The 21163-nt window shown below is 63.1% G+C and carries 16 protein-coding genes; 1 reads left to right on the top strand and 15 read right to left on the bottom strand.

Annotated features, from left to right (window positions below; all coding sequences use genetic code 11):
• Positions 1-222 precede the first annotated feature (222 nt).
• The gene (locus AB3X98_RS28395) at positions 223-795 is read left to right on the top strand and encodes a cupin domain-containing protein (protein ID WP_069261308.1); all 573 of its coding nucleotides are present in this window, start codon (positions 223-225) and stop codon (positions 793-795) included.
• A gap of 72 nt (positions 796-867) precedes the next feature.
• Here AB3X98_RS28395 and AB3X98_RS28390 read toward each other — a convergent pair whose 3' ends face one another.
• The 15 genes from AB3X98_RS28390 to AB3X98_RS28320 all read right to left on the bottom strand — a co-directional run bounded on the left by AB3X98_RS28390 (position 868) and on the right by AB3X98_RS28320 (position 20622).
• A complete protein-coding gene (locus AB3X98_RS28390; protein WP_368603342.1) occupies positions 868-4020 on the bottom strand; it encodes a multidrug efflux RND transporter permease subunit in 3153 nt (1050 codons plus the stop codon).
• A gap of 16 nt (positions 4021-4036) precedes the next feature.
• Entirely contained in the window at positions 4037-4594 is a 558-nt protein-coding gene (locus tag AB3X98_RS28385; RefSeq protein ID WP_069261310.1) for a GNAT family N-acetyltransferase, read from the bottom strand.
• Between the two features lie 5 nt (positions 4595-4599).
• A complete protein-coding gene (locus AB3X98_RS28380; RefSeq protein WP_069261311.1) occupies positions 4600-5127 on the bottom strand; it encodes a GNAT family N-acetyltransferase in 528 nt (175 codons plus the stop codon).
• A 44-nt stretch (positions 5128-5171) separates the two neighbouring features.
• Positions 5172-6533 carry a metallopeptidase TldD-related protein gene (locus AB3X98_RS28375; RefSeq protein WP_368603341.1) on the bottom strand — a complete coding sequence of 454 codons (1362 nt, stop codon included), beginning with the start codon at positions 6531-6533 and terminating at the stop codon, positions 5172-5174.
• The gene (locus AB3X98_RS28370) at positions 6533-7969 is read right to left on the bottom strand and encodes a TldD/PmbA family protein (RefSeq protein WP_069261313.1); all 1437 of its coding nucleotides are present in this window, start codon (positions 7967-7969) and stop codon (positions 6533-6535) included. Before AB3X98_RS28370 ends, AB3X98_RS28375 begins: the two co-directional genes overlap by 1 nt.
• A complete protein-coding gene (locus AB3X98_RS28365; RefSeq protein WP_368603340.1) occupies positions 7966-9597 on the bottom strand; it encodes an ABC transporter ATP-binding protein in 1632 nt (543 codons plus the stop codon). The genes AB3X98_RS28370 and AB3X98_RS28365 overlap by 4 nt, the downstream gene beginning before the upstream one ends.
• Complete coding sequence (locus tag AB3X98_RS28360) at positions 9597-10709, bottom strand: ABC transporter permease (protein ID WP_368603339.1); 1113 nt, start codon at positions 10707-10709, stop codon at positions 9597-9599. Before AB3X98_RS28360 ends, AB3X98_RS28365 begins: the two co-directional genes overlap by 1 nt.
• Positions 10663-11718 (bottom strand): microcin C ABC transporter permease YejB, encoded by a 1056-nt coding sequence (locus AB3X98_RS28355; RefSeq protein ID WP_368603338.1) that lies wholly within the window; start codon positions 11716-11718, stop codon positions 10663-10665. Before AB3X98_RS28355 ends, AB3X98_RS28360 begins: the two co-directional genes overlap by 47 nt.
• 8 nt (positions 11719-11726) lie before the next feature.
• Positions 11727-13556, bottom strand: coding sequence for an extracellular solute-binding protein (locus tag AB3X98_RS28350; protein ID WP_368603337.1), 1830 nt, complete (start codon positions 13554-13556; stop codon positions 11727-11729).
• Between the two features lie 232 nt (positions 13557-13788).
• Positions 13789-16545 (bottom strand): TonB-dependent receptor plug domain-containing protein, encoded by a 2757-nt coding sequence (locus AB3X98_RS28345; protein ID WP_368603336.1) that lies wholly within the window; start codon positions 16543-16545, stop codon positions 13789-13791.
• 293 nt (positions 16546-16838) lie between these two features.
• Positions 16839-17975 (bottom strand): tetratricopeptide repeat protein, encoded by a 1137-nt coding sequence (locus tag AB3X98_RS28340; RefSeq protein ID WP_368603492.1) that lies wholly within the window; start codon positions 17973-17975, stop codon positions 16839-16841.
• Positions 17976-18058: 83 nt separating this feature from the next.
• Positions 18059-18490: a biopolymer transporter ExbD gene (locus tag AB3X98_RS28335; RefSeq protein WP_069261320.1), complete on the bottom strand. Its 432-nt coding sequence runs from the start codon at positions 18488-18490 to the stop codon at positions 18059-18061.
• A gap of 9 nt (positions 18491-18499) precedes the next feature.
• On the bottom strand, positions 18500-18925 hold the full coding sequence (locus tag AB3X98_RS28330) for a biopolymer transporter ExbD (RefSeq protein ID WP_069261321.1): 426 nt from the start codon (positions 18923-18925) through the stop codon (positions 18500-18502).
• A 14-nt stretch (positions 18926-18939) separates the two neighbouring features.
• A complete protein-coding gene (locus AB3X98_RS28325; protein WP_368603335.1) occupies positions 18940-19851 on the bottom strand; it encodes a MotA/TolQ/ExbB proton channel family protein in 912 nt (303 codons plus the stop codon).
• A gap of 75 nt (positions 19852-19926) precedes the next feature.
• Complete coding sequence (locus tag AB3X98_RS28320) at positions 19927-20622, bottom strand: energy transducer TonB (RefSeq protein ID WP_368610352.1); 696 nt, start codon at positions 20620-20622, stop codon at positions 19927-19929.
• Positions 20623-21163: the final 541 nt, after the last annotated feature.

Below are 21163 nucleotides of genomic sequence, written 5' to 3'. Positions count from 1 at the left end.
AAGGCATGATCGCCGACGTACGCAGGGGGAATTCGAATTGCAATCCCGGCGGTAATCGGCATATTCCATTACTTGTCGACCGGTTTGTCTCTGAAATCGCGGGATATAGACCGTGCCGGAGCAATGGAAATGAATGGAGACCCAAAGTGCACGACAAGATCGGGCTTTCGCCCAGTCCGGTTTTCGGATTAAAACATATTCAACAGACAACAATATTCCGTCATGGTTTCGAAACCAATTGAATCACTGAGCGTAGTTTCCGTAGGCAGCAAGATTCGCGGACTGCGCCAGAGACAGGGCCGTACGCTCGATGACATCGCCAGCGCTGCGCAGCTCTCAAAGCCGTTTCTCTCTCAGGTTGAACGCGATCGCGCCACCCCCTCGATCACCTCGCTCGTGAGCATCGCGAAGGCGCTGGGCGTGCCGGTAAGCTATTTCGTCGATGCGCCCACCGAAGCGGGCTGCGTGTGCCGTGGGCAGGATCTGAAATTTTTCGGCTTTGCCAATTCTGCCGACCTTTATGCACGCCTGACCAATCCGTCCGGCGGTCGCCAGCTCGAAGCCATTCTCGTGCGCATGCCGCCCGGCGAGCGCTCCAGCGAAGTCACCACGCACGCGGGTGAAGAATTCCTGCATGTGCTCTCCGGTGAAATGACCCTCTCGCTGGAAGGACAGACATTCGTGGTCCGCGCGGGCGACAGCGCGCACTACGAATCGACAGTGCCGCACGCCTGGAGCAATACGTCTGATCAGGAAACCGTACTGCTCTGGGTGGGCACGCCGCGTCTGTTCTGATTTCCGCCCACCCGCGCATTGGACCATCCGCCTGCTGCGCGGCGGCCAATCAGCCATAGGGGCATGGAGAGGTCAGGGCGCCTCCGTTTCGGCCTCTTTAGCCTGCGCTGTGTGCTCGCTTCGGCGCCGCGGTACCCGATGCACAGGTTTCGCCGTCACCCGCGATACCACCGCGTAGTAGAGCAATGGTGTGAACACGATTCCAAGCAGCGTCGCCGCAATCACGCCGCCCAGGACTCCCGTACCGATGGCGTGCCGGCCTTGCGCGCCGCCGCCCCGCGAGAACGCGAGCGGCAGCACGCCGAGCACGAACGCCGCAGAAGTCATCACGATAGGCCGCAGCCGTTCGACGCTCGCGCCCACAACTGCGGCGCGCAGCGGCAACCCGCCCGTGCGGCGCACGCTCGCGGCCTGCACGATCAGGATGGCGTTCTTCGCCGCAAGGCCGATTACGGTCACCATTCCGACCTTGAAGTAAATGTCGTTGGGCAGCCCGCGCAGGAGCATCGCGCTCACTGCGCCGAGCGCACCGAGCGGAACGACCAGCAGCACGGAAAGCGGCGTGATCCAACTCTCGTAGAGCGCCGCCAGCACCATGAACACCGCTAGCAGCGAGAGGCCGATGAGGAGCGGAGTCTGGCGAGCCGCCTGGACTTCTTCGAACGCGGCGTCGGTCCATTCGCCATACACGCCTTCGGGCAGAGCGAGCGCGAGCCGCGCCATTTCGGCCATCGCTTCACCCGAGCTATGGCCCGGCGCCGCGCGCCCCGTCACGTCGAGCGACGGATAACCGTTGTAGCGGCTCAGCATCACGGGGCCGAGCGTCCAGTGCGTGGCCGCGATCGACGACATCGCCACGGACCCGCCGAATGTATTTTGCACAGGCAGGTCGAGCAGCTGGCTGGCGTTCATGCGCGTGGGTGCGTCGGCGGCGACGATGACGCGGCGCATGCGCCCCCCTGCTGGAAAGTCGTCGACATAACTGGAGCCGAACGTGCTGCCCAGCACGTCCGCGATGCGGTCGAACGATACGCCATATGCGTAGGCCTTCTCGCGGTCGACTTCGAGTTCCACGCGCGGCCCGTCAGGCAGGTCCTCCGAGTGGACCTGCGCCACCATGCGGCTCTTGCCGGCCGCGTCGATCAGTTGGTCACGCGCGGCCTTCAATCCGTCCATGCCGACGCCCCCGCGATCCTCCAGCCGGTACGTAAAGCCCTCGGAGTGGCCGATGCCCGGCACCGCGGAAGGCAGCATAGCCTGCACGTCGCCGTCGAGGATGGTGCCGAATTGCTCGTTTAGCGTGTCGCGCACAGCCTGCGCGTCTATCTCGTCCTTGCCGCGCCGACCCCACGGCTTGAGTTCGACGAACGCCATCGCCACGTTCTGCCCGCTGCCTGCGAAGCTCCAGCCCACCACGCTCGTTACGTTGCCGACGGCCTGCTGCTTGCCGAGGATCGATTCCACGCGCTTTACCACGTCGAGCGTGCGGGTCTGCGTGGCGCCCGCGGGCAACTGAATCATCACCTGCAACTGCCCCTCGTCCTCACTCGGCAGGAAGCCCTGCGGCAGCTTCCAGTACAACAGCGCCCCAACCGCGCACAGCACCACGTAGATCGCTAGCACACGCGGGCCGCGCCGCAGTAGCGCAGCCACGACCGCCCGGTAGCCGCGCGAGGCCCGCGCCGCTTGCGCCGTCAAACCGCGCTCGGGCTTCGGCGTTCGCTTTGGCATCCTTAGCAGACTCGCACAAAGGGCCGGCGTTAGCGTGAGCGCCATGAACGACGAACACAGCATCGACGCGATCATCGTCACTGCGAACTGCCGGTAGATGCCGCCTACGTTGCCGTTGAAGAACAGCATCGGCACGAATACGGCGGTGAGCACCGCCGTCACACCGACGATCGCACCGCCAATGCGCTTCATCGCGGCGCGCGTGGCTTCGCGCGGTGCAAGCCCGCGCTCGTGCATCATGCGTTGCACGCTCTCCACGACAACGATTGCATCGTCCACGAGTATGCCGATAGCGAGCACGAGGCCGAACATGGTGAACACGTTGATCGACATCCCGGCCCAATACAGCGCCACGAATGCGCCCATGAGTGTAACGGGGATCACCACCGTGGGCACGAGCGTGGAGCGCAGGTCGCGCAGGAATAGCCACATCACCGCGAATACGAGCACCACGGCTTCGATGAGCGTGATCACCACTTCGTGAATCGCCACGCGCACGAAGTATGCGGTATCGAATGGAATTTCGATCGCTACGCCCGGAGGAAGACGTCTGGACAGCTCCGCGAGACGCGCACGGATCCTGTTCGAAGTTTCCAGCGCGTTGCCGCGTGGGCCGAGATGGATGCCCACGGTCGCCGCCGATCTGCCGTTCAGGCGCGAGTAGAACGAGTAGTCGGCGCGGCCCAGTTCCACGCGCGCGATGTCGCGCAAGCGCACGAGCGAGCCATCCGGCTTAGCCTTCAGCACGATTTGTCCGAACTCGTCGGGCGTTTCGAGTTGCCCCTTCACGCTCACCGACTCGGTGATTTGCTGCCCGTTCACGAACGGCGCGTTCCCGAGCGTGCCCGCTGTCACCGGCGAGTTCTGCGCGGCAATGGCCGCGTTGACCTCGGCCGCCGTGAGGCCGTATTCGCGCAGCTTCACCGGATCGAGCCAGATGCGCATGGCCTCGTCGGCGTCCCAGAGCTCCGCCGCGCCAACGCCCGGTGCACGCTTGAGATCGCGAAGGATGAAGCGGTTCAGGTAGTCACTGAGTTGCGCGGAATCGCGCGTGCCGTCGGTGGACGTGAGCGCGACGAGCATCAGGAACGTATTCGACGCCTTCTCCACGTCGATGCCCTGCTGCACCACTTGCTGCGGCAACCGCGCCTCGACCTGCTTCAGACGGTTCTGCACGTCCACGAGCGCGATGTCGGGATTGGTATCCGACGTGAAGGTCACGTCGATTTCCAGGTCCCCCAGCGCATCGCTCGTCGTTTCGTAATACTGCAGGCCTTCGGCGCCATCGAGGCTCTCCTCTATCACGCTCGCGACGTTGTTGCCCACCTCCTCCGCCGACGCACCCGGATATTCCGCGCTGATGACGATGCGCGGCGGCGAGAGCTGCGGATACTGTGCGACCGGCAACATGGGAATCGCGAGCACGCCCGCGACCATTATCGCGAGCGCGATGACCCATGCGAAGACCGGCCTGTCGATAAAAAAGAAGGGCACGCGCTCGCCGGTACGGTTAGGGGAACAAGGGGGAAGCGAACGGTGGTGCTTCCGCGTAGCGCGCCATATGAAGCGTATCGGCAAGTACGCCGGCGCGCATTGCGGCACCGCGCGAGCGGCCCTCTACGACGAAGCCGAACTTGCGATAGAGCGCGATCGCGGCTTCGTTGTCGGCGAACACTTCGAGTTCGAGCCTGCGCAGGCCCAGCGAATGGTCGGCACAGGCGACGATCGCCGCCATCAGCGCGCTGCCCACGCCACGACGCTGCCAGGCGTCGTGCACGCCGAAGCCCACGCAAGCGCAGTGTGCGCGGCGCGCCTTCGCGACATCGAGCTGCGATTGTCCCACCACGCGTCCGTCGATATCGGCGCAAATCGTGATGCAGCCGGGCGCCCGGCTCTCATACCACGCACGCAAGGATTCGGGGGTGCGCCACCCGCTCAATAGCGTGCCGTGGCGCACACCTGGCTGATTCATCAAGTCGGCGATCGCCTCGAAATCGGCGGGCTCGCAGGTGCGCACGCGGATAGTACCGGGTGACGCGAACGCGGGCGATGGTGTCGGGACGTGCATGGGGATCACTCCGGGGTGAGGGGCAGCGGATCGTGCAGGCGCGCCATCAAGAAGAAGTCGGCGAGTATTCCTTCGCGCAATACTGCGCCGCGCAAACGCGCCTCGACTTCGAAACCGCACTTTCGGTAGAGCGCGATCGCGGCAGCATTGTCGGTGTAGACGTGAAGTTGGAGCCGCCGTAGGCCCAGCCAGTTGTCGGCGAAGTCGAGGATTTGCTCCATGAGGAACGTTCCGACGCCCCGACGCTGCCAATCGTCGTGTACGTTTATGCCGATCTCGCCGACGTGCGCGCGGCGCAACTTCTGCGGATGCAGTTCAGCTTCGCCCACGATAGTCTCGCCCACCAACGCGCCGATGATGACGGCCGGCGATACCACGTTCGCGATCCACTCACGGGTCTGTGCGACCGAACTATACGGTGGCTCTGCATTGCCCCGCACTATTGACGGGCTGTGCCCCAGCGCATGCAACGCTTCGGCATCGCCGGGGCGCAATGCGCGCACGACGAGCCCCTCGGGTAAGCGCGACTGCATTGTTGTTTCCTTCTTGTTTGAGACGTCAGGGACGGTCAGGCAGGCTACAGCGTCAGTTCAAACGACTTCACCAGCACCCCGGGAATCTGCATGCCGCCTGTCGCGCGTTGACCCCACGTGTCTTCGGACAGGCGCAGTTCGGGCTGCGCACCGAGACGCTCGAGGCGCTCGCCCAGCAGGCCGTACAGACTGTCGTCGAAGCGCATCGCGTCTACCGGCGCAACGACACGCCCCTCCTCCACCCAGAACGTCGCAAAACGCGTCATGCCGGTCAGGCGGCAGCCCATGCGATCCGAGAAGTTCACGTACCAGAGGTTGCCGACGTACAGACCCGTGCCCAGCGCCGCGAGCACATCCGCGTCCGCGAGGTCGCCGCCCGGCATCGAAAGCGACGACGGCGCCTCGCTCGCCAGTGCACCGTTAGGGAGCAGGCCGTACTCGCGCGCCGTCCGGGCGTTTGTCAATTGCGCGACGCTCCTCCCCTCACGCACGAGCGGCACGCTTTCGCGCAAATAGCCGTCGTCGTTGAAGGCAGGTGTAATACCAAGTCCGAGCTCTTCAGTGATCGAGACGCGCGCGTCGAGCGAAAGCTCGCCGCCATGCAGCCGGTAAAGCGGGCTCTGCGACGTCGCCTGCGCGCGCGCTGAAAAGCCGCCCCACGCGGCAACGCCCAGCAGCTCTTCGAGCGCCGCTGGCGCGAGCCATGCACGGTACCGGCCCGGCCCGAGCGCTCGCGGCGCGAGCGCCAGCACGGGCAGGCGTGCCGCCGCCTCCTGCACCTTGCTGGCAAACTTCGCGTCGTCCCAGTTCTCGCCCGCATATGTCGTCTTGATGGCGCGGCCGCCCGGATGATAGAGCGACCAGCTGAAGCAGAAGTTTTCGACTTCGTGCCAGCCACGGCTGCCGCAACTGGAGGCGAAGCCGCGCGCGAGCATGCCGCCCGCGTAGAAGCCAACGAAGTCGAGCCCGCGCGCGCATTCGGCCACCACATGGATGAGGGCATGCGGATCCCGCAGCCGTCCCGTGCGCCGCGTCGAACGCTGCCACGCTGTCGTGTCGTAGAGCAGATGGGGATCATCAGGTGCATCACGCAGGTCCGAGCGAAGCGTTTGCAACGTCGCGCCCACATCGCGCAGATCCTGATCAGCGTTGCCGCAGATGTCGAGCGTGGAATACGCCTGGCGCGCGCCATCGATCATCCGAAGCGTGAGCTTGCCTTGGGAGACGAGTCCCATTTGCCGGACTTTGCCGCCGTTGAAACGAATGAAATCCGATTGCTCTCCGGCAAAGGAAGTGAGCGCCGTTTCACCAGCCAGCAACAACCCGTCGATCGCATCGGCGAGCATCATGAAATGCGAGTGCCAATCTACCGCCACACGCTCGCTTGCAAAGAGTACGTCGCTCATCAGGCGCCTCCAAAAACGTCTACGTTGCTGAAGACGCACGCCGGTGACGCGTGCCCCACACGAATGACCTGCGCGGGCTCTCCCTTGCCGCAATAAGGCGTGCCGTAGACCTCTCGGGTGCTCGCGTCGCCTACGGCGACGAGACTGCGCCAGAAGCTCGCCGAAATGCCGCGATAATTAGGCCGCTTGACGACCTGCGTGAGCTTGCCGTTCTCGATGAGCCGGCCATATTCGCAACCGAACTGGAACTTGTTGCGATGGTCGTCAATCGACCAGGACGTATTCGAAGTCATCAGAATGCCGTTGTCGATGCTTGCGATCATCGCGGCGAGTGTTTCGGTACCGGGCTCGATGTTCAGGTTCGCCATGCGGTCGATAGGCGGGCGATTCCAGTTGGCCGCGCGCGAGTTCGCGACCCCCGGCAGCCCGGCGCGCTGCTGCGAGAGTGCCCCACCGAGCGGCCGCTCCAGCACCCCGTTGCGGATCAGGTATTGCTTGCTCGCCGAACTGCCTTCGTCGTCGAACGCGTAGGTAGCGGCTTCTTCGCGCAGCTCCGGATCGAAGGTCACATTCAGCAACGGGGAGCCGTACTGATAGCTGCCGAACATCTCCGGCTTCACGAAGCTCCAGCCAGCGAAGTTGCGCTCGTCGCCGAGAATCCGGTCCAGTTCGAGTGGATGACCGATCGATTCGTGAATCTGCAACATCATCTGGTCCGGCATCAGCAGCAGGTCGCGCGTGCCCGACGGGCAATTCGGCGCCGCGAGCAGTTGCAGCGCCTCGTTCGCCACACGGGCGCCAGCGCCATTGAAGCCGTGCCGTGCGAGTATCTCCAGACCTCCCTGCCCGAGCGCGCCGTGGTCGCCGGCAAGTGTTCGCACCTGCGTGTCGCCGTTCGCATGCGCGGCCACGCTTAGCCCTGGCATGAGGTAGCGAAAGCGCTGCTCGATGCTCACACCGTCGCTCGTGAGATAGAGTTGATCCGTGTGCGCGACGTGCATGCTCGCCACCCGCTCGACGATGCGCGAGTCGAGGTTCGCCGACGCGCATTCGTGCGCGAGTTGGCTGAGCCACTCACGGCGGGTGGGGAGCGGCGTGTCGATGTTCGGCGAAGCATAGCTGCCGCTCGCAACGGGCCGGGCAATGCGGCGGTAATCGATCAACGAGACTTGCGCACATGCGAACGCCCGCGCCGTGGCGATGTCGAGCGCACGCTGGAGCCCCTCTGCACTGAGGTCGGCCGTCGCCGCATAGCCGGCACCGGCGCCGGTCCAGGCCGTCAGCATTGCGCCCCGCTCGCGCACCACACGCAGCGGCTGCGCGACGTCGTTGCGCACCACGTGGTCCTCGACAACTTCGCCCGTCATGCGCAGCGACCAGAAATCGGCGCTGCTCTTCAGCGTGCGCGCGCCCTGCAGCCAACGCTCTTCGATCATGCGAACTTCTCCTGTAGCACCGCCGGCTCGTCCAGCATCGACGACGCCAGCAGCGATTGCGTGTAAGGATGAGACGGCGCGTGCAGCACGTCGAGCGTGTCACCCTGCTCGACGATGCGGCCCGCTTTCATCACGATCACACGATGCGCCATCGCGCGCATGACGGCCAGATCATGCGTGATGAACAAATAACTCAGCTTGTACTTCTTCTGCAAGTTCGTCAGCAGCGCGAGCACCTGTTTTTGAATCGAGACGTCGAGCGCGCTGGTTGGCTCATCGAGAACGATCAGTTCCGGTTCCACCGCCAGTGCGCGGGCAATGGCGATGCGCTGGCGCTGTCCGCCAGAAAATTCGTGGGGGTACCGCTGCATCGAATCGGCGGGCAGGCCCACTTCCTCGAGCAGCGATGCGATACGCATACGTCGCGCCGGTCCGTCAACCTCCGGTCTGTGCACGGCCAGCCCCTCTCCGACTATCTGCTCGATGGTCATGCGCGGAGAAAGCGACCCGAATGGATCCTGAAACACCACCTGCATGCGCGAGTACAGTGCGCGGCGGGCCCTCGCCTTGCGTTGCGCCGAGAGCGCGACCCCGTCGATGCGGATCTCGCCCGCTGCCGCGCTTTTCAGGCCGAGCACGGTGGCCGCGAGCGTCGATTTGCCCGAGCCAGACTCGCCGACGATACCGAGCGTTTCGCCGCGCCGCAGCGTCAGGTTCGCTTCGTGCAAGGCACGGAAAGTCGAACTGCCGAACACCGAGCGCCAGCCTTTGACCGCTGTGCGGTAATCCACGGCGAGGCCTTTCACGTCGAGGATGGGCAGCGCATCCACCGCGACCGGCGCCACCTCGCGACGCGGCTCGCTATCGAGAAGGCGCTGCGTGTAGGGATGCTGCGGGTTCGAGAAAAGCGCCGCGGTCGTGTTCGTTTCGACGAGGACGCCCTTTTCCATTACCGCCACGCGCTGCGCAAAGCGCCGCACGAGGTTCAGGTCATGCGTGATGAGCAATATGGCCATGCCACGCGCTGCCGCCTCCTGCTCCTGCAGGTCGATCAGCAGATCGACGATCTGCTGGCGGACGGTCACGTCCAGCGCCGTGGTGGGCTCGTCGGCGAGCAAGAGGCGCGGGCGGCACGCGAGCGCCATCGCGATCATCGCACGCTGGCGCTGTCCGCCGGACAGCTGATGCGGAAAGCTGTCGATGCGGCGCTCCGGTTCGGGAATGCCGGTCCGCCGCAGCAACTCGACACCGCGCTCACGCGCCGCGCCGGCGCTGAGCCCCTCGTGCAGACGCAGGCTTTCGGCAATTTGCTTGCCGATCGTGTACAGCGGATTCAGGGCGGTCATCGGCTCCTGAAAGATCATGGCGATATCGGCTCCGCGAATGCCGCGCATCTCCTGCTCGGTTTTCTGCAGCAGATCCTCGCCGTCGAACTGCATGCGCCCAGTGAATCTTGCATGCTCGACGAGGCCGAGGATCGACAGCGCCGTCACGCTCTTGCCCGAGCCCGATTCGCCGACGAGCGCCACGCGTTCGCCGCGCTCAATCGAGAGACTCAGTTCGCGCACCGCCTGTTTCTCGCCGAAGCGCACGCTGAAGCGCTCGATTTCCAGCAAAGGACGATTCATTATTTACCTCCGCCGAACGCCGAGCCACGCCTGCGCGTATCGAGTGCGTTACGCAGTGCATCGCCCATGAACGTGAGCAGCAGCAGCGTAATGACGAGCGCCGCAAAAGCCGAGAGCGAGATCCACCATGCCTCGAGATTGTTCTTGCCCTCCTGGAGTAGCTCGCCAAGGCTTGGCGTGGGCGGCGGCACACCGAGCCCGAGGAAGTCCAGACTGGTGAGCGAGAGAATGGCCGCACTCATGCGAAAAGGCAGGAACGTGATGACCGGCGTCAGGCTGTTGGGCAGCACGTGGCGCCACATGATCTGCCAGTTCGAGAGACCCATCGTGCGCGCCGCCTTCACGTAGTCGAGCGAGCGGTTGCGCAGGAACTCAGCGCGCACGTAATCGGAAAGCACCAGCCATCCAAACATGGAAAGCAGGACAAACAGCAGCCAAAGCGTAGGCTCGAAGATCGAGGCGAAGATGATGAGCAGGTAGAGGTCCGGCATCGAACTCCAGATTTCGATGAGCCGCTGCCCGATGAGATCGGTGCGTCCTCCATAGAAGCCCTGCACCGCACCCGTCAACACGCCCAATGCGACGCCGGATACCGTTAGCGCCAGAGCCATCAGCACGGAAAGCCGGAAGCCGTAGAGCAACCGCGAAAGCACGTCGCGACCGAACTGATCGGTGCCGAGCCAATTCGTGGCCGAGGGCGCGGACGGATACGGTCGCGCCGCGAAGTAGTCGATCGTATCGTAATGAAAATGATTGGGCGGATAGATCGCGAAATTGCCGTTCGATTCGAGGCGCTGCCGGATATACGGGTCGAGGTAGTTGGTCCTCGCCGGAAAGTCGCCACCGAAGATCGTCTCCGGATAATCCTTCACGATCGGGAAATAGTACTGACCGTCGTAACGCACGACGAGCGGCCGGTCATTTGCGAGCACCTCGCCGAGCATGCTGATCGCAAACAGCGTGACGAAGATGACAAGGCTCCAATAGCCGAGCGGCTGCGCGCGAAAGCGCTGCCACGTGCGGCGCCAGGGCGAGACCGACGGCGCGTGCGCAACGGCGGCGGTTTCAGCCGTCCAGGCGTTGGAACTGGATGCGGGGGTCGACGAGGACATAGCAGACGTCAGCAATGAGTTTGGTTACGAGGCCAATCAGCGTGAATAGAAACAGCGAGCCAAGCACGACGGGGTAATCGCGGCGGATAACCGAGTCGTAAGAGAGCTGGCCCATGCCGTCCAGTGAGAACAGCGTTTCGATCAGCAGATTGCCGTTGAGAAAAGCGCCAATGAACGCGGCAGGCAAGCCCGTGACGAGCGGAATGGCCGCGTTGCGCAGTACGTGCTTCCACAGCACGTCGCGTTCGGGCGCGCCTTTTGCCCGCGCGGTCAGCACATACTGGCGGCCGATCTCTTCGAGGAAGGTGTTCTTCGTGAGAATCGTGACGATCGCGAAGTTGCCGACCACGGAGGCCGTTACCGGCAGGACGATGTGCCACAGGTAGTCGAGCACCTTGCCCGCGAGGCTCAGGTCAGCGAAGTCATCGGACGTGAGACCCCGCATGGGGAACACCTGCCAGAACGAGCCGCCACCGAAAAGCATCAGCAGGAGCACGCCGAGCACGAAACCCGGCACCGCATAGCCGGAGAGCACGAGTACGCTGGTCACGGTGTCGAATCGCGACCCGTTGCGCACCGCCTTGGCGATGCCGAGCGGCACGGATATCGCGTAGGTTAGCAGTACTGTCCATAACCCCAGCGTGATCGAAACCGGCAATTTCGAACGGATCACGTTCCAGACGCTGTCGTGCTGGTAGTACGACTGGCCAAGATCCAACGTGGCGTAGTCCTTGAGCATGAGGAAATAGCGCGTGAGCGGAGGCTTGTCGAAGCCGAACTCCTTCTTGATCTGCTCGATCTGTTGCGGATCCACGCCCTGGCTGCCGTGATAGCCGCCTCCTCCAGCGCCGGTCTCGCCGCCGCGCGTCGCATTGCCATGGCGCAGTTGCGCCATGATCTGCTCGACCGGGCCGCCGGGCACGAACTGCGTGACGACGAACGTGAGCGTGACGACGCCGATCAGCGTCGGCACCATCAGCAATAGACGTCGAAAAATGTAGGCGAACATGGTGGTCCTCAGTGGGCGGCCGCTTGCGCGGTCCGGGCGACCGGCGCGTTTTGCGGCTTGCGATACCAGTAATCGATGATCCAGTCCTGGGACCCGAACGATACGGGCACGACTGACGGATAACCGAGCGACGTCTTGTATGCGATGCGCGCGTTAGGTGGGTAGTACTCCGTCACGAGGTAGTACTCGTTCAGCAACACACGATCGAGGGCACGCGTTGCCGCTTCGAGATCGTCGAGCGTGTTCGCGGCTTGCACCGCCTTCACGAGCGCGTCGACGGCCGGCGAGCGCACGCCCGGATAGTTTTCCGAGCCCACCTGCGAGGCAGCCGCGCTGCCAAAGCGGCGTTCAAGCTCCGCGCCGGGAATCGTCACCGGGCTGTAGAGCCAGGTGGTCATGTCGTAGTCGAAATTGTCCAGGCGCTTCTGGTACAGCGCACTGTCGATTTCGCGCAGATGCGCACTGATGCCGAGCGTCGCGAGGGCCTGCGTGTAGGGGAGGATCACGCGGTCCATGCCCGGCTGGTCGTCCAGGATTTCGATGTTCATGGGCTCGCCCGCGGCATTGCGCAGCGCGCCGTCACGATAATGCCAACCCGCCTGCGCAAGGAGATCGCGCGCCTCACGCAGATTGCCGCGCAGCGAATCGGGCGGCAGCGTCGTTGGCTGCTTGATCATCGGCCCGAACACTTCCGGCGGCAGGCTCGCGCGCCACGGTTCGAGCAGCTTCAACTCCTTCTCGCCCGGCGTGCCGGTCGCGCCGAACGGGCTCGCCTCGAAATAGCTGTGCAGGCGCAGGTACTGACCGTAGAACATCATGCGGTTCATCCAGTCGTAGTCGAACGCGAGAGAAAGCGCATGGCGCACGCGTACGTCCTGGAACATCGGCTTGCGCAGATTGAATAGCATGCCCTGCATCTGTGCGGGACCGTCCGGGAAATTGGTCTGCTTGAGCGTGCCGTTACGGAAGTTCTTGCCCACGTACTTGCGCGCCCATTGGGTCGCGCTGTCTTCCACGTGCACATCGGCATCGCCGGCCTTGAACGCCTCGAGTTGCGTGTACAGGTCGAGGTAGAGTTTGAACGTGATGCGCTCGAAGTGGTACATGCCGCGGCGCGTGGGCAGATTGACCGCCCAATACGCGGGATTGCGGCGATACGCAATCTGCTTGTCGTTCTTGCGTTCGGCGATCAGATACGCGCCGCTCGCAATGGGCGGTTCGTTCGACAACTGGTCGAACGGAACGCGCGTGCCGTCCGGTTTCATCCCCCACTTGGGCGAGAAGATAGGCAAGTCGCCTGCAATGAGCGGCGCGTCACGCTCCGCTCGACGGAACTCGAAACGGATTGTCGAGGCGCTCACCACGACCGCCTTCTTGATCACCGAAAACTGCGCATTGAAGAGCGGCGAAGCCTGAGGGCTCGTGAGCGTATCGAACGAGTATTTGACATCGGTGGCCGTTATTGGATCGCCGTTCGAGAAGCGCGCAGCCGGGTTGATATGGAACGTCGCCGAAGCCAGGTCGGCCGCGACGTCAACGCGATCGGCGATCAGCGGATATTCGGACGCCAGTTCGTCCCAACTGCGCTGCATCAGCGTGTCGAACATCAGATTCTGGATGTCCGGCGCGGGTGCGCCTCGCACGAGGAAAGGATTCAGCGAATCGTAACTTTGGTACTCATTGTAGTTTTCGAAACTCAGGACGCCGTTCGACGGCGCATCGGGATCCGCGTAGTCAAAATGGGTGAAGCCGGCGGGATACTTCGGCTGATCGTACTGCGCGAGCGCCGTAGCCGCTCGTGCCGGCACCCCGGCAAGCGCACCCACTCCCACTGCCATGACCAGTGCGCAAACCGCACCTGACCAATGCGGCGACAATCGTGACAAGCTCAACTTCTTCAATCTCATCGTCTGTCTGCATGAGGACGCACACCGGCGTCTGGCCGATGCACGGTTCGTCTGTCCGACGTGGCAGGGGTTTGCCGCCGTCGCTCGCCACTACAGGAAACATTCGAGGCCGGCGGCCTTGGCCGCCTGCCTCATCGACTACTCACCACGTTGCACCGATCGCTCAGAACTTGTACGTCGCTCCGATCTGCGCGAAACGGCCGATATAGTTGTACAGCGACGTGTCGTAGCCCGTCTGGTCGAGCGCGCTGCTGGCAAAGATCGGATCGAACGGAGGCGTGCGGTTGAAGATGTTGTTGATGCCGCCGTAAATCGTCCAGTGCTTGATGCCCGTGTAGGTGACCATCAGGTTGAACTGGCTATACGAACCTACCTTGTCGGCAACCGGCGTGGGCGCAGCCACCGAAAGCGTCTGTGCGTACGGTCCCGTGTACATCCACGTGAGCGCCGCATTCCAGCCGTGATAGGCCCAGTCGAGCGTCGTATTGCCCTTCCAGCGCGGGAAGCTGCCGCCGAACGGCTGCGTGATCGTGAAGTTGTTGCCCGCACCGTTGATGGGACCCGTGGACTGCCCGAGCGTGAAGTCCTTCACGTACGCCCAGTCGGCCGTCAGCGTGAAAGTGCCCGCCTTCGTCGGCAACGCCTGGCGGAAGGTGCCTTCGAAGCCGTTCGTGTCGAGGTAGCCGAGGTTCTCGTACGGGAACACTTCATAAACCACCTGGCCTTGCGCATTCGTCACGACCTGCGACGGCGAAGCCGCCTCGCCGATGACGTGATCGACGCGGATCTTGTACCAGTCGAAGCCGAAATCGGTCGTGCGCGTCGGCGAAGTCTGGAAGCCGAGGTTGATGTTGCGCGTGCGTTCAGGCTGCAGGTTCGGATTGCCCTCGGTGATCGTGGTGACCGTGCCGGTGGCCGACTGCTGGATACCGAGCGTCTGCGAAGTGCTGTTTTCGACGAATGTCGGCGCGCGGAAGCCGCGGTTATAGGAGCCGTACATCGTCAGCTCCTTGACGGGCTGATAGCGCAGGGCGAAGCGCGGCGAGAACGCGCCCCCGAAGTCGCTGTAGTGGTCGTAGCGGCCCGACTGACTGAACGTCAGGTTGTGGACGATGGGCACGTCGACCTGGTAGTACACCGCCGCGACATTGCGCTGGCCGTTGACGGTCTGCAGCATCGGGTTCGCCACGAGGCCCTGGGAAAACTCCGCGCCCGGGTTGATGACTTCGCTCTGGTGCAGGAACTGGGCGCCGAAGCCGACACCGATATCGCCCGTTGGCAGATGGTACAGATTCGGCGTGGCGAGCGTTGCGTCAACCGTATCGAGCTTCGATATGCCCTGGTTGTTCGCATCCATGTACAGGCCGTTCAGGCCGTTCGGCGTCGACGACGGATTGGCAAAGTTGAATGTGCCGTTCTGGTAGATGTTATTGAGCGTCGCAGCGTTGAGCTGATTCGTGTAGGTGTTCGAAACGTTGCTCTGCGAGTGGCTATAAGCAGTCGACCAGTCCCAGTCCCCATACTTCGGCACCGAGAACGAACCGCGAATGCCCGTGGACGCACGCCAGAAGTTCGCGTACGTCTCTTCTGCCACGGTACGCGGAAACGAATAGGTGAGCGGCGTGTCCACGCCATACGGGTTGTACGGGTTGCTTGCGGGAACGACGTTGTTGAACGGCGTCAGACCGACGCCCGGAGTATAGGTGAGCGTCGGCGTTTGCGGGCTGCCGACGATGTTGTTCCAGAGACCGTCGTTCGTGGTCGTCTGGGTGTAGCTTTCCCACAGATCGGCAAAGGCGGTGGTCGTGTCGTCGACCTTGAAGTCGGCGTGGACCTTTGCGCTCGCGCGCGTCGTCTCCGGCGCGATCGACATGCCGTTGGCGGTGTTGAACGCGCACACCGTGCCGCCCAGCCCAGCAGCCGCACCCAGGAAATTGCTGCCGGCAGGATGGACGGAGCCGCCGTATGGACACCCGCTCAACGCCTGTGCGGTGTTGGGCCCCGTTTGCCAATAGGACGGCGCGAGCAGCGAGAGGCCGCCCGGCTTGTTCGTGAAGTCCTGCGCCGACGTGGAATCGCGGTCGGCCAGCGTCGAGCCCGCCGAATGATAGACACTCGCCGATGCGGTGACGTTGAAGCGGTCCGCATTGAGGTCGCCGAAGCCCGCCAGAACGCCGAACTTCGTCGTGCCGTTGCCGCCACCGTCGCTCACCGAACTGCCGTAGCTGCCGTCGAGTTGAAGGCCGCGGAAATCGTGCTTCGTGATGATGTTGACCACGCCCGCAATGGCGTCCGAGCCGTACTGCGACACAGCGCCGGTTTTCACGATCTCGATGCGATCGATGGCGTTGAGCGGGATGGTATTGAGGTCGAAGAAATTGTCGGTGCTGTTCGAATAGAAGGCGAACGGCGCAACGCGCTGGCCGTCGACGAGCACGAGGGTGTACTTCTCGCTCAAGCCGCGCAGCGCGATACCCGCCGCGCCGGCCGCGAAGTTGCCCGCCTGGCCTTCGCTCCAGCTATTGGCCGAGTTGGCCGAAACCGAGCGCAGATAGTCGGCCACGGTCGTCGCGCCGCTATTCTGAATGTCCTTCGTGGTGATCGTTTGCACCTGCTGGAAGCCCGTCTTGTCCGATTGCCGGATCAGCGAACCGGTCACTTCGAACTTCTTCAGCTGCTTGACGGTGGCTTTGTCACCAGTCGTGGCGGCTGCGCCGCCCGTGCTGTCGGCACCCGTCTGCGCGCTCGCGCCCGACTGCTGCGCGGACGCTGGCGCGGTTGCATTATCCGCCGCGATCGCCGCGCCGCCGTTGGTCACGGGCTGGCTCTGCGCGAACGCCGGTACCGCAAACGCCGCTGAAAACGCCAATTCCGCCCAGATTATTCTTCGAATGGCAACAGCCAATGCTCTTTGTTTCACAGTTTCCCCCTTCTCTCTCGTCGGTCACGTCTACTTCGTTATGCGAAGCAATGTCTCGTGAACCCCCGCATTAGATTTGACGACGCTGTCGCATCGCGCCACTTTTTACCTGGATTCGCCCTCCCCAGGGCTCTTCCATTTACAGCCGACCACTTGCCCCCAAAACCTCGTGCTGCTTCACTTCTGTCACATCCACCCCTGCCGAGCCAAACCGGGCCACGCCACTCCTTCTTTCCTACGTATACCTAATTAACTACCGAACTTTGATGCGTTGTTGCGGTTCGCTCAACCACTCACGGCTTCGATGCCACCAGCACCCAGAGCTGCGCCAGATCGGCGCTGCCATCGTTTCCCCGTACTGCATTGAAAGCCTGGATGGCTCGCGCTTTCTGCCCCGAGGCAAAATAAGCCTCGCCGAGGCGCAGTCGCGCTAGATCCTGGTGATCAAGGCCACCCTTCACAATGAGCGATTCCATGGTCGCGAGACCCTGCTTCGCCTGCCCCGCATACACCTGATTGAATGCCGCATCGAACGGTGCGACGGGATTGGCCGGGTCGGGCGCAGCATTGGCGCGCTTTGCCGCTAGTGCCTGCAGGCGACGTTCGCGATCGGCTCCAGCATCGTGACCCAGCACGCCAGACGCAAAGCCCTGATCGATGATCTGCTTGCCTTCGGCCGTAGACCCGGCAACGATCGCCAGTTGCGTCATCTCCATGTAGTCATCGGCGCTGGAAAGCGAGCCCGTCGCGCGGCGCAGGCGATACGTGTCCAGATCCAGTGCGCCGAGATAGCCGGGCTTGCTGCGAATCGCGTGCAGCAGGTCGTCCCAATATGACTGCTTTGGGTGATAAGCCACGAGCTTTTCGAGCGCACTGCGATAAGCTTCCTGGTCGTTCGCATGCTGAGCGCAGGTACCGAGCAGCTGCAGTTGCGCCTCCTCCGGCGTATGGCCGCCGCGCACCTGAGCTTCGACGCTCGCGCTCAGCAGACGCGTCGCGCTGGCGTAGTCGCCGGAGAGGTAGTACGACTCGACCAGCAGCGTGGCCATCTGGGGATCGCCGCCGCCAGCCTTCTGGTAGCGCTGCGCGACCTTGATCGCCTGGGCATAGTTCTTCTGCTGGAAGTAGATGCCCGCAAGCGCCGCCGTCGTGCGCTGGGCGTCCTCCCCCTTGAGCTGCCCGCTCGCGAGCAGCGATTCATACGCCTGCGCGGCAACGCCGTTCTGGCCCGCCGCCATTGCGGAGGCGCCGCGCATCTCCTCGACCATGAACGTTTCGTACGGCGTCTTGTTCGATACGGCCGCGGCCTGCGCAATCTTGTTGAGAGCGTCCTCGTAGTGGTGCGCGCGGTACAGGTTCTGCGCATCGTTCAGCGGCTTCGCCACGTCGGGACGTAGCGTGTCCGCCGCCCGCGCCGCTGTCGGCACCATGGCCAGCGTCGACAATGCGCTCACCGCGAGCGCAAGCGCCGTCCTCTTGAATCGATAAGAAATGCTCATCGCTTTCGAATGCCTCACTGCATGTACTGTTCGTTGCCGATCAAGCCGATCTTCGTTGCGCCTTCGCGCTGGGCCGCGGCCATCACTTCGGCCACGTCCTTGTATGGCGCGAGCCGGTTCGGACGCAAATGAATTTCTGCCTGCTCCGGTTCGGCCGCGACCTGCGCGAACCTGCGCTCCAGCGTCTCCTGATCGGGCACCGGTGTGCCGTTCCAGGTCATGGCGCCGTCGAAGTCGATGTCGATTTGCACCACCTCCGGCTGCACGGCCGGCGGCGGCGGATTGCCCACCGGCAAGTTCATCTTCACCGCGTGCATCTGGATCGGAATGGTGATGATCAGCATGATCAGCAACACCAGCATCACGTCGATCAGCGGCGTCGTGTTGATGTCCACCATCACTTCGGGTTCGCTTGCTCCACCGCCCGACGATACGTTCATGCCCATAACCGCCCCTTAACCGCCGCGCGCCGGCGGCTCCGTAATGAATGACACCTTGGCGATTCCCGCCCGCTCGCACGACGTGATCACGCGCCCGATGGCCTCATAGCGCGTCGCCTGGTCGCCGCGGATATGCACTTCCGGCTGCGGCGTCTGCACGGACACTGTCTTCAGCCGTGCCAGCAGCGTCGGCGCATCGACGTGTTGCTCGTACCAGAAGAAGTCGCCATCGCGATTGACCGCGATCTCGACGCTCTTCGGCTGCGTCTGCAGCGGCGTCACCGTCTGCTTCGGTAGCTGGAGCTGCACTGTATGCGTCACCACGGGAATCGTGATCAGAAAGATGATCAGCAATACCAGCATCACATCGACGAGCGGCGTCGTGTTAATGGACGAGATGACCTCGTCGTCATCGCCCTCGCCTCCAACGCTCATGGCCATGGCGTACTCCTCGCTCAGTCGGCCATGACGGCGGCGCGCGGCGCGGAGCGCGCGACGCGCTTGCCGCCAGCCAGCAGAACCGTATGCAGTTGCGCGCCGAAGCCGCGGACACGCTCCATCACAGCCTTGTTGCGTCGCACGAGGAAGTTGTAGCCGAGCACCGCCGGCACGGCCACGCCCAGACCGATGGCGGTCATGATGAGCGCCTCACCGACCGGACCCGCGACCTTGTCGATCGAAGCTTGACCTGCAATACCGATGGCCGTCAGCGCGTGATAGATGCCCCACACCGTACCGAACAGGCCGACGAACGGCGCGGTCGAGCCCACTGTGCCGAGGAATGCCAGGCCGTCCTGCAGGCGATTCGACACGCTGGTGATGGCGCGCTCGACCGAAACGTCGATCCACGTGTTTCGATCGACGGCCTCGAGCAGCGCTTCGTCGTGATGCTCGCCGGCCTCGATCGCGGTTTCCGCGATGAACCGGAACGGCGACGACTCCTCGAGCTGCTTTGCGCCTTCTGCTAGCGACGGCGCGCTCCAGAGCTGCTCGTCAGCGCTCTTCGCACGACGGTTTGCGCGGAACTGCTCGAAGAACTTGGTGATCATGATGTACCAGCTGCCCATCGACATCACCACGAGCAGCAACAGGACGAAGCGCGCGACGAAGTCGCCGTTCTTCCAGAGCGCGCCGAGACCGTATGGGTTCGTGACCGTCTCCGAGGTGGCCGGTGCGGGGGGCGGCGCCGGCTGGTCCGCGCTCGCGGCGGGTGACGGTGCGGCGACGGCTGCGGTGGCGGGCGCCGACGCGACTGCCGCAGGGATGCTAGCCTGCGCGTTGGCAAGCTGCGGCGCGACAAAGGTATCGACCGTGGCTACCGCGATCAACATGCTTGCCGCGAGTGCGGCGTAGGAACGCTTTTTCATGCCTGCTCCAATTCATCCGTTGAACATCTAAAAATCCGGGTAATGAGTCGCCACCCGATACATGCAGCCCGAGCGTCAGTTGAGACTGAACGAGAACGGAACCTGCACGCGTACCGGCTGGCCTTGCGAAATGCAGTTGAACTTCTTGACTGCGTTGAATGCCGCGGCATCCAGACTGTCGTCATTGGCCGACTGCGCCACTCGCTCATTCGTAACATGACCTTGCGGATCCACCACGAATTCGATGAGCACGTCGCCGGTCACACCGTTGTCCTGTGCCTCTTTCGGATAGCGGATCGACGAACGGATCTCATCCGAGTTTGGACACACGACGCCCACTTCGTGGCTCACCGGCTTCTGCACGGGTGCAGGCGGCGCGGGTGGTGCAGGCGGTGCGGTGACAGGCGCGCTGACCACGGGCGCAGCCTGATGCACGATCGACTGCTGCGGTGGCGCCTGCACCGGCACTTCTGGAGGCGGCACGAAAGGCGGCGGCGGAGGCGCGAACTTCGGCGGCGGCAGCTGCACGGTAGGCAGCGGGGGCGGCGGCGGCGGTGCTACGGGTTGGATGATCTTCGTTTCAATCGGATGCTGAATCACCTGCACGACCTTGTTTGCAAGACCATTGACCAACGCGTAGATGAGCACAATGTGCAATACGATTACCGCGCCAATTCCGCCGTAGCGGCGCACAGGGTTCTGCTGCCTACGCCCGAATTCGCGTGGGCGGCCTGGTCCGCCCGAGCGCACGCCTTCGGCTGGCGCTCCCATTTGCACTTTCATCACCACCTTCGCTCCCTCGGCGCAGTACGCCCCAATCCTGCCGCAGAAAACCCTCGTCACGCCATGACCACAAGTCGCGCGTGGCAGAAACCGACTTGTGCGAAATTACATTCGCACTACGAATTAGCAAATGCAGCCCACGCGGCAATTTCCTGGCCGCTCATGAACCCGCAATGCTTCTTGTGCTTATCGACAATCGATAGTTGTACTAACCCAATACATTTCGCTTCGGCACCAACGCGGCCGACTATCCGTCATTTGCCCTCCGCCTGGACGCCATCAGGGGTCTCGGACCGCCAGATCTATGTGTCAGTTTTGTTGAAGCGAGTCGAAGATAGCAAAAAAAAATGCCAGTGAGAAAACTTTTTTTGATGGAGCAATATCATGTTTAAGTATTTGCTCTCTAATTGCGAATTCCGGCACCAACGTGGTTCAAGCGCTTTCTGTCGATCATCGCAATGGTGCAAATATCCATTAATTACAAAATCATTATTTAATCATTTCACGTTTACAGCGTTAATTCAGGCGG

Source organism: Paraburkholderia sp. BR14312, from assembly GCF_040948675.1.
Classification (GTDB): Bacteria; Pseudomonadota; Gammaproteobacteria; order Burkholderiales; family Burkholderiaceae; genus Paraburkholderia; species Paraburkholderia nodosa_A.
The sequence above is the reverse complement of the archived record's forward strand: the minus strand, read 5'-3'. Positions and strand labels throughout refer to the sequence as shown.

What these genes read in the sequence shown, in the direction of transcription:
- AB3X98_RS28385 (WP_069261310.1), bottom strand. Translation starts at nt 4,594, where the DNA reads ATGCACGTCCCGACACCATCGCCCGCGTTCGCGTCACCCGGTACTATC.
- AB3X98_RS28355 (WP_368603338.1), bottom strand. Translation starts at nt 11,718, where the DNA reads ATGTTCGCCTACATTTTTCGACGTCTATTGCTGATGGTGCCGACGCTG.
- AB3X98_RS28370 (WP_069261313.1), bottom strand. Translation starts at nt 7,969, where the DNA reads ATGATCGAAGAGCGTTGGCTGCAGGGCGCGCGCACGCTGAAGAGCAGC.
- AB3X98_RS28395 (WP_069261308.1), top strand. Translation starts at nt 223, where the DNA reads ATGGTTTCGAAACCAATTGAATCACTGAGCGTAGTTTCCGTAGGCAGC.
- AB3X98_RS28350 (WP_368603337.1), bottom strand. Translation starts at nt 13,556, where the DNA reads ATGGCAGTGGGAGTGGGTGCGCTTGCCGGGGTGCCGGCACGAGCGGCT.
- AB3X98_RS28325 (WP_368603335.1), bottom strand. Translation starts at nt 19,851, where the DNA reads ATGAAAAAGCGTTCCTACGCCGCACTCGCGGCAAGCATGTTGATCGCG.
- AB3X98_RS28320 (WP_368610352.1), bottom strand. Translation starts at nt 20,622, where the DNA reads ATGGGAGCGCCAGCCGAAGGCGTGCGCTCGGGCGGACCAGGCCGCCCA.
- AB3X98_RS28330 (WP_069261321.1), bottom strand. Translation starts at nt 18,925, where the DNA reads ATGGCCATGAGCGTTGGAGGCGAGGGCGATGACGACGAGGTCATCTCG.
- AB3X98_RS28335 (WP_069261320.1), bottom strand. Translation starts at nt 18,490, where the DNA reads ATGGGCATGAACGTATCGTCGGGCGGTGGAGCAAGCGAACCCGAAGTG.
- AB3X98_RS28340 (WP_368603492.1), bottom strand. Translation starts at nt 17,975, where the DNA reads ATGGTGCCGACAGCGGCGCGGGCGGCGGACACGCTACGTCCCGACGTG.
- AB3X98_RS28360 (WP_368603339.1), bottom strand. Translation starts at nt 10,709, where the DNA reads ATGTCCTCGTCGACCCCCGCATCCAGTTCCAACGCCTGGACGGCTGAA.
- AB3X98_RS28375 (WP_368603341.1), bottom strand. Translation starts at nt 6,533, where the DNA reads ATGAGCGACGTACTCTTTGCAAGCGAGCGTGTGGCGGTAGATTGGCAC.
- AB3X98_RS28365 (WP_368603340.1), bottom strand. Translation starts at nt 9,597, where the DNA reads ATGAATCGTCCTTTGCTGGAAATCGAGCGCTTCAGCGTGCGCTTCGGC.
- AB3X98_RS28380 (WP_069261311.1), bottom strand. Translation starts at nt 5,127, where the DNA reads ATGCAGTCGCGCTTACCCGAGGGGCTCGTCGTGCGCGCATTGCGCCCC.